8 protein-coding genes are annotated in these 7986 nt (G+C 60.4%); all 8 read left to right on the top strand.

All coding sequences use genetic code 11. The features are described 5' to 3' along the window. Positions 1 to 218 precede the first annotated feature (218 nt). Positions 219 to 2414, top strand: a complete 2196-nt coding sequence (locus tag GZ093_RS11810; protein ID WP_296486121.1) for a phosphocholine-specific phospholipase C — start codon at positions 219 to 221, stop codon at positions 2412 to 2414. A 68-nt stretch (positions 2415 to 2482) separates the two neighbouring features. Next, positions 2483 to 2698, top strand: coding sequence for an ATP-binding cassette domain-containing protein (locus tag GZ093_RS11815; protein ID WP_296486125.1), 216 nt, complete (start codon positions 2483 to 2485; stop codon positions 2696 to 2698). A 225-nt stretch (positions 2699 to 2923) separates the two neighbouring features. Next, complete coding sequence (locus GZ093_RS11820) at positions 2924 to 3700, top strand: DeoR/GlpR family DNA-binding transcription regulator (protein ID WP_296486126.1); 777 nt, start codon at positions 2924 to 2926, stop codon at positions 3698 to 3700. An 80-nt stretch (positions 3701 to 3780) separates the two neighbouring features. Then, entirely contained in the window at positions 3781 to 4650 is an 870-nt protein-coding gene (locus tag GZ093_RS11825) for an EamA family transporter (protein WP_296486128.1), read from the top strand. A gap of 27 nt (positions 4651 to 4677) precedes the next feature. After that, a complete protein-coding gene (locus GZ093_RS11830) occupies positions 4678 to 5877 on the top strand; it encodes a threonine ammonia-lyase (protein ID WP_296486129.1) in 1200 nt (399 codons plus the stop codon). 89 nt (positions 5878 to 5966) lie between these two features. Next, entirely contained in the window at positions 5967 to 6107 is a 141-nt protein-coding gene (locus tag GZ093_RS11835) for a hypothetical protein (RefSeq protein WP_296486130.1), read from the top strand. Positions 6108 to 6386: 279 nt separating this feature from the next. Further along, entirely contained in the window at positions 6387 to 7307 is a 921-nt protein-coding gene (gene speB, locus GZ093_RS11840) for an agmatinase (protein ID WP_296486132.1), read from the top strand. 20 nt (positions 7308 to 7327) lie between these two features. Next, positions 7328 to 7986, top strand: a 659-nt coding sequence (locus GZ093_RS11845; RefSeq protein WP_296486134.1) for an FAD-dependent oxidoreductase, incomplete at its 3' end; no start/stop codon positions are given.

Here is a 7986-nt window from a genome sequence, read left to right on the forward strand (position 1 = left end):
GCAAAGATAAACAATGAATTACCTTCCATCCAGTCCCCAAAGTACGCGCCCTAGTCGGCTCGCACTGTCTGCAGCTCTGCTGCTTGCCTGTACCGTGACCGCTTGCGGTGGTGGCGGAACACCGGTACCCGAAACGCCCCCAAGCGCCATCGCGCCCGGGACCTCCATCAAGCCCGAAATGCGCTGCGCGCCCTAACGTTTCAGAACGACCCATCACCATGACTTCACGACGCAACTTCCTGCGCAGCACTGCGACAACCGGCCTTGCCGCCGCCACGCTCGCTGCCTTTCCACCCAGCATCCGTCGCGCGCTCGCGATCCCTGCAAACAACGCCACCGGCACCATCAAGGACGTCGAGCACGTGGTAATCCTGATGCAGGAAAACCGTTCATTCGACAACTACTTCGGCACGCTCCCCGGCGTACGAGGTTTCGGTGACCGCTTCCCGATCCCGCTCCCCAAGGGCCTCAACGTTTGGCAACAAGGTGATGCCAACGGCAAGCCGGTGCTACCCTACCACCTTGATGGCACCAAGGGCAACGCCCAGCGCGTGAATGGAACACCGCACTCCTGGAGTGACAGCCAAAGTGCCTGGGATGGCGGCCGCATGAACCAGTGGCCGCGTTACAAGACCACGGCCTCGATGGGCTACTTCAGGGAGGCAGAGCTGCCCTTCCAGTTCGCGCTGGCCAATGCCTTCACGCTGTGCGATGCCTATCACTGCTCAATGCACACCGGTACCAACTCCAACCGGCTTTTCCTCTGGACCGGAACCAACGGCCCGACCGGTGCCGGCGTGGCGTCGCTGAACAACGAATGGGATGGCATCGACCCTTCAACTTACGGCTACGAGTGGAAAACCTATCCCGAGAGGTTGCAGGAAGCGAATGTGAGCTGGATCGTCTACCAGAACATGCCCGACAACTTCACAGACAACTCGCTCGCGGGGTTTAAACAGTATCGTTTGGCCAACGAGAAGTCCGGCAAGCGTGTGAGCAGCGACGACAGCGTAACGCCGCAGCCGGCCTACGATCCTGCCGGCGATGACATTGGCAACCCTCTTTACAAGGGCATCGCCAACACCATGCCCGATGGCGGCCTCCTTGAAAGCTTCCGGCAGGACATTAAGAACGGCAAGTTGCCGCAGGTTTCATGGATCGTGGCACCAGCAGCCTACTCGGAGCACCCTGGCCCCTCAAGCCCGGTGCAGGGCGCGTGGTACACGCAGGAGGTTCTGGACGCATTGACGGCTGTGCCGGAGGTCTGGAGCAAGACCGTGCTGATCGTCAATTTTGACGAGAACGACGGATTCTTCGACCATGTGCCCTCGCCCTCCGCCCCTTCACTCAACCCGGACGGCACTGTGGCCGGCAAGACCACGTTACCCGAAGCCGATATCGCATTCGAGCGCTTTACCCACCCCAGTTCGCCTGGCGCCACTGGCCAGCCAGTGCCCGATGGCCGAGTCTACGGGCCTGGCATGCGTGTGCCGATGTACGTGATCTCGCCCTGGAGCCGCGGCGGCTGGGTCAACTCACAGGTGTTTGACCACACCTCAGTGCTGCGTTTCCTCGAGGCGCGCTTCGGGGTTCGGGAAAGCAACATCAGCGCCTTTCGCCGCGCGGTGTGCGGCGACCTCACCAGCGCCTTCAACTTCGCAACGCCCAACAGTGAGGTTCTGCCCAAGCTCGCGGGGCGAAAGTCCAAGGACGAGGCCGATACGCTGCGCGATGAGCAACAGAAACTTGCACAGATCGTGCCGCCGGTCAACGCTCAGTTACCGAGCCAAGCCATAGGCACGCGGCCTTCCCGCGCGCTGCCTTACGAGTTGCATGTGAGCGCACGCAGCGATGCCATCAACGGCAAGTTTCATTTGCTGTTTACCAATACGGGCAAGGCCGCCGCCGTGTTCCATGTCTACGACAAACTCAACCTTGATCGCCTGCCGCGCCGCTACATGGTGGAGCCCAACAAGGCGCTGGACGATACCTGGAACGCGATGACCGACAACGCGGGACGCTACGACCTGTGGGTGCTCGGCCCGAATGGTTTTCATCGCCATCTGAAGGGCGATTTGAATAGTCTGCGTTCGGCTGATGCTCCTAATCCGGAAGTGCGTGTGTGCTACGACATCGCCAACGGAAACGTCTACCTGAGCATGATGAACGCCGGCAAAGACGCCGCGAAATTCACGATCCGTGCAAAGGCTTACCGGGACGATGGTCCCTGGACGGCCATGGTCAACGGCGGCGGCACAGCGGAGCAGCACTGGGAGCTCGCCGCAAGCGGGCAATGGTATGACTTCGCCGTCACCTGCGATGCCGACGCGAGCTATTACCGCCGCTTCGCGGGCCGCGTCGAAACCGGTCGGCACACCGTCAGTGACCCGGCGATGGGCTTGTTCGATATCTAGCACGGTGCACGGGCCCGCCTGAATCCACTATGGCAGGCTGGCCTGTACATCAGAACCGGAAATCAACAATGGCATTGCAGATCAAAGATCTGCATAAAATTTTCGGAGGGCAGACGAAACTGGAGCGCATCGGCTTGTCAGTCGGCAGTTCCGAGTTCGTCTGTCCGCTGGGCCCCAGTGGCTGCGGCAAGACCCCCTTGCTGCGCCTCATTGCCGGACTACTCGCGACCGACAGCGGCAGCATTACGCTCAATGGCAGGGATTTTTTGCCAGCCAGCGCCTGAGCGTGGTTTCGGCATCGTATTCCATTCCTGCTCGCTGTTTCTGCCGGCCCTGGAAGATGCCACCACCATGATGCGGCTGGAGGAAGCAGTCCTTAGGCCGAAGCCGCTGTATTTTCGACCTGTATCATGGATATTGCCGCTGCAGTGGCAGACCTACTGCATGTGCTGACTGGGCGCATACGAACCAAAACCCAATGAAAAGCAGAATCCAAGGAAACTTCCAGCATGCTGAAAGAAGAGCGTTTCGTCCGTATCCGCAGTCTGCTCACCACGTTCACCCGCGTCAGCACGGAGCGGGTTGCGCGGGATCTAGGTGTGTCGCGAGAAACCGCGCGGCGCGACTTGCTCGATCTGGAAACGCTAGGCGTCTTGCGCCGAGTGCACGGTGGCGCGGTAGTCATAGGTCCCGAGCCGGAAGCCCCCTTGAGTGTGCGCCAGCGCTCTAACCCCTCGGAGAAAAGGCGTATTGCCAAAGCCGCACTGAAACTGCTAATGCCAAACCAGACCTTGTTCCTGGATTCAGGCACCACCACCAGCATCCTGGCCGAGGAACTGAGCACCTTGAGCGGACTAACGGTGGTGACCAACTCGCTCTCGATCGCCCTCAAGCTCTCGAAAACGAACACCATGCTGGCATCCGACCACAACATTATCCTGCTCGGTGGACGCGTTCATGCAGAAACACAGGCAGTCTACGGCGACATTACCATCGGTGAAATCCATCGCTACAAAGCAGACGTGGCAATGCTCTCGCCGGTCGGCCTCGACGTCAAACATGGTGCGACCAGTTTTGAGCACCATGAATGCGAGGTCGCACGGGCCATGAGCACACAGGCCATGCGAGTGGTGATCTTGGCCGACCACAGCAAAATCGGCCAGAGCAGCCGGGTGAGTTACATTGCCCGGGCCGACATCGACACCGTCGTTACAGACAGCCGCGCACGGGACTTGCCAGGGTTCACGGCGCTCAAGCTAGCGGGCAGTCAGATAGTGGTCGCCTGAGTCGCCCGGGGGCCCGAATCACAAGACAGCTTGTTTGCACATTGTTTTGACGCGCTGGCAATCAGGCTAAGCTCAGCGCCATGAAAGCCAATTTGTATGCGCTCGCCGCGATTTGCCTGTGGGCGTCTCTTGCCGCTCTGGGGGTCCTGCTCCAACACGTGCCCCCTTTTTTGTTGACTGGCATTTCCCTGGGCGTCGGTAGCGTGCTGGCGTGGCCGTTTGTGTTCAAAGACCGACGGCAATGGCTGGTCCCACCCCGCACCCTGTTTCTGGGTGTTTCGTCCTTGTTTGGCTATCACTTTTTGTTGTTCATTGCCTTGCGCGTGGCGCCGGCGGTGGAGGTGAACCTGATCAACTACCTGTGGCCGTTGTTGATTGTGGTGCTGGCGCCGCTTTATGTGCCGGGCATCAGGCTGCGCGGTGTCCATTTCATGGCGGCGGCGCTGGGATTTGCCGGTGCTGCGCTGGCGATTTGGGGCGGACGTGCATCAACCGATGCCAGCGTCAACCTGACTTCATCCGCTGCTGGATGGGGCTATTTGTTGGCGCTGGCCGCAGCGATTGTCTGGGCCAATTATTCGCTGCAAACCAAGCGCGTTGCGTTGAGCGGCAAGGGCTTTTCCACCACTGCGATTGGTTTGTTTGGTTTGTTGGCCGGCATGCTTTCCCTGGTCTGCCATTGGGTGCTTGAGCCGCCGGTGCATCTGACCGGGCATGATTGGCTGCTGTTGTTGGCCATGGGACTGGGGCCACTGGGCGCTGCTTTTTTTCTGTGGGACAAGGCCTTGAAACTCGGCGACGTACGGCAGGTTGGCATTCTGAGCTACCTGACGCCGCTCGCGTCCACCGTGCTCTTGATGCAGGTGACCGGGCGCGCCCTGAGTTGGAGCGTGGGGCTGGCAGCCGCTCTGATCATTGGCGCGGCCTTGCTGGGGACCCGGAAGAACTGAGTGTGGCATCTAACAGACAATGCACGCATGATCCAGCTCAACGAGATTCAAACCGCTGCCACCCGCCTGCAAGGTCAGCTGCTGCGCACGCCTTGCGTGGCCTCGCGCACCTTGTCCGACATCACCGGTGCCCAGGTGTTTCTCAAATTTGAGAATCTGCAATTCACCGCCTCCTTCAAGGAGCGCGGCGCCTGCAACAAACTGGCGCAACTCAGCGCTGAAGAACGGCGGCGCGGCGTGATCGCCATGAGCGCGGGCAACCACGCGCAAGGGGTGGCTTACCACGCGCAGCGCCTGGGCCTGCGTGCCGTGATTGTGATGCCGCGCTTCACCCCGGGCGTGAAAGTGGAACGCACGCGCGGTTTTGGCGCCGAGATCGTTCTGCATGGCGACACGCTGGACGAAGCCCGGGCCCACGCGCTGGCGCTGGCCGAGCAGCAACAGCTCATTTTTGTGCATCCCTACGACGATGCAGACATCGTGGCCGGCCAAGGCACGGTCGCGTTGGAAATGCTGCAGGATGTGCCGGACCTGGACACGCTGGTGGTGTCAGTCGGCGGCGGTGGTCTGATTGCGGGCATGGCCACGGCGGCCAAGGCCATCAAGCCCGATATCGAAATCATTGGCGTGCAGACTGTGCGTTTCCCGGCCATGTTCAATGCCATCAAGGGCACGCATCACCCGCAGGGCAGCAGCAGTATTGCCGAAGGGATTGCAGTCGGCACGCCCGGCAAAATTCCACTAACCATCATCGCGCGGCTGGTGAATGACCTGGTGCTGGTGGACGAAGGCGACATCGAGCAGGCCATCGTCATGCTGCTGGAAGTAGAAAAAACACTGGTCGAAGGCGCCGGAGCAGCGGGCTTGGCAGCCTTGCTCAAGTATCCAGAGCGCTTCAAGGGCAAGAAGGTGGGGCTGGTGCTGTCCGGCGGCAATATTGACCCGTTGTTGCTGGCCGCCATCATCGAGCGCGGCATGGTGCGGGCCGGGCGGCTGGCGCGCATTCGCGTCAGCGCCCGGGATATTCCCGGCACGCTGGCCAAAATCACCGCTACCGTGGCCGCGGCCGGGGCCAACATCAATGAGGTGCACCACCAGCGCGCCTTTACCACGCTGGCGGCTCAAAATGCTGAAGTCGAACTGGTGATCCAGACGCGTGGGCCGCAACACATTGCGGAGGTGCTGGCCCAACTGCAGCAGGCCGGGCTGGAGGCGCAGCTGATTTAGCGGCGGTATCAGCGGAGCAAAGCCGCTGATACTTGGTCCGCGCAGGTAGAATTTATTGATTAGCCCACTAAAACACTCAAGGAATCTCCATGTCCAGCCCTGCACCCCACGAGCAAGCTCCCCAAATTGACGTTGTGGAAGGGGTTTTGCCCTACATGCCGATTGTTTTGCCTCTGGCAGGCGCGGTATTGATATTTCTACTGGCCTTTATTGCCGTGTTCATGGCCTGAGCACAGGGCTTTCGATGAGGTGATTCGGTGCCTGTGTTTCACCTTACGTCAACTATTAAATATATAGCTACTTATTAAGTACCGACGAGGGCTACAGCCATAAAACACATAAGAAAATGAAATAAACCGTGGCCCTGGCCGAACTGGTCAGGCGCGCGGTTTTGATTCGATCCATCATCTATCCGCGTTGCAGTGGCTTGCCGCGGGCAGCGCAAATTGGCACCTGTCAGCGTCAGCAAATTGCGGTACCTTCAAGTTCCAACACAAAGAGGGGACCTGATGGGCCTGGGCCAATTTTCGTACGCCAACAACAGCAACCGTTTCCTCGCGGTGCCCGAGCTGGCTGCTCAACCATTCGCTTTGATCGGCGTTCCTTTTGATGGGGCCGTGACCCATCGACCCGGCGCCCGCTTTGGGCCGCAGGAGATCCGGCGCGCCAGCTTGATGCTGTGCGATGGCTTGCATCCTTTTTTTGGCGTCTCACCGATCGGCTACCTCGGCGATGCCCTTGACATGCGCCTGCCCAACGCCTCACCACTGGCCGAGGTGCGCCAGCAGATCCAGGCGCAGGCAGCGGCGTTGATGGCCGGGCATCACTGCGTTTTTCTGGGCGGGGATCATTCGGTCACGTTGCCCCTGTTGCGCGCGGCCCGCGCGCAACACGGTGAACTCGCCCTGGTGCACTTTGATGCGCACTGCGATACGTGGACCGATCATTTCGGCGAGCCGTCCGGCCACGGCACCTGGGCTTACGAGGCGATTACTGAGGGGCTGGTGAGCCCGCAACATACGGTGCAAATCGGGCTTCGTTCCAGTGGCGAACGGGCTGCCCGCGAGTATGTGCAGGATCAGGGTGGTTTGATTTTCACCGCCCGGCAATTGCGCGGGCTCGATGGGGCCGGCTTGCAGCCGGTGATCGAGCAAATTCGCACTCGACTGGGCAGCCGCCCTTGTTACTTGACACTGGATATCGACTGCCTCGATCCGGCGTTTGCACCCGGCACCGGCACGCCGGAGCCGGGTGGCCTGAGCAGCTCGCAAGTGCTCACCTTCCTGGAGGGGTTGGCGCCGCTCAACATGATTGGCATGGATTGCGTGGAAGTGGCGCCGGCTTATGACCATGCTGAACTCACCAGCAGCGCAGCCGCCACGCTGGTTTGGACTTATCTGTGCGGCCAGGTGGCCAAAGTTCTGCTTTGATTGTTTAGAAAGTGCCATTCATGTTGCTTGCGTCAGATACCCAACTGAACCAGAAAAGTTATTACGAAGCCAGCGTCCAACGCGCGCCGGTGGGCCCGCCTTTGCGTGGGGACCTGAATGCCGACGTGTTGGTGGTAGGTGCCGGGTTTGCCGGACTGTCGGCGGCTATTGAACTGGCGCAACGCGGCTATCAGGTGGTGGTGCTGGAGGCCGACCGCGTTTGCAGCGGTGCATCCGGGCGCAACGGCGGCCAGGCGATTGTGGGTTTTTCCGGTGGACAAGAGCCTTTTGAACAACAACTCGGCAAGGCCCAGGCGCGACTGGCATGGGATATGACAGTGGAGGGCCTGGCTGTTATTGATGAGCGCATCAAAGCCTTCCAGATTGATTGCGATCACGTCAAGGGCTATCTTTACCTGGCCGACTCCCGTCGCAAGGCGCGCGCGCTGGAAGCCGAATTGACTGCCATGGAGCGTGACTATGGCTTTGTGACGGAGTTGGCGAAAGATGCCGATGTGCAGCGCCACATTCAGAGCCCACGCTACTGTGCGGCGGCATTTGAGCGGCAGTCCGGTCACCTGCATCCCCTGAAGTACGGGCTTGGGCTGGCGCGTGCCGCCCAAGCGCTGGGGGTGCAGATTTTTGAGCACTCGGCCGTGCGTGCCATCAAGCGCGGTAG

It is taken from the genome of Rhodoferax sp. (assembly GCF_010365055.1).
Taxonomy (GTDB): domain Bacteria; phylum Pseudomonadota; class Gammaproteobacteria; order Burkholderiales; family Burkholderiaceae_C; genus Rhodoferax.

Bases quoted from the DNA above. Each gene is read 5' to 3' on its own strand.
- GZ093_RS11835 (WP_296486130.1), top strand. From the start codon at position 5,967: ATGTCCAGCCCTGCACCCCACGAGCAAGCTCCCCAAATTGACGTTGTG.
- speB (WP_296486132.1), top strand. From the start codon at position 6,387: ATGGGCCTGGGCCAATTTTCGTACGCCAACAACAGCAACCGTTTCCTC.
- GZ093_RS11825 (WP_296486128.1), top strand. From the start codon at position 3,781: ATGAAAGCCAATTTGTATGCGCTCGCCGCGATTTGCCTGTGGGCGTCT.
- GZ093_RS11810 (WP_296486121.1), top strand. From the start codon at position 219: ATGACTTCACGACGCAACTTCCTGCGCAGCACTGCGACAACCGGCCTT.
- GZ093_RS11815 (WP_296486125.1), top strand. From the start codon at position 2,483: ATGGCATTGCAGATCAAAGATCTGCATAAAATTTTCGGAGGGCAGACG.
- GZ093_RS11830 (WP_296486129.1), top strand. From the start codon at position 4,678: ATGATCCAGCTCAACGAGATTCAAACCGCTGCCACCCGCCTGCAAGGT.
- GZ093_RS11820 (WP_296486126.1), top strand. From the start codon at position 2,924: ATGCTGAAAGAAGAGCGTTTCGTCCGTATCCGCAGTCTGCTCACCACG.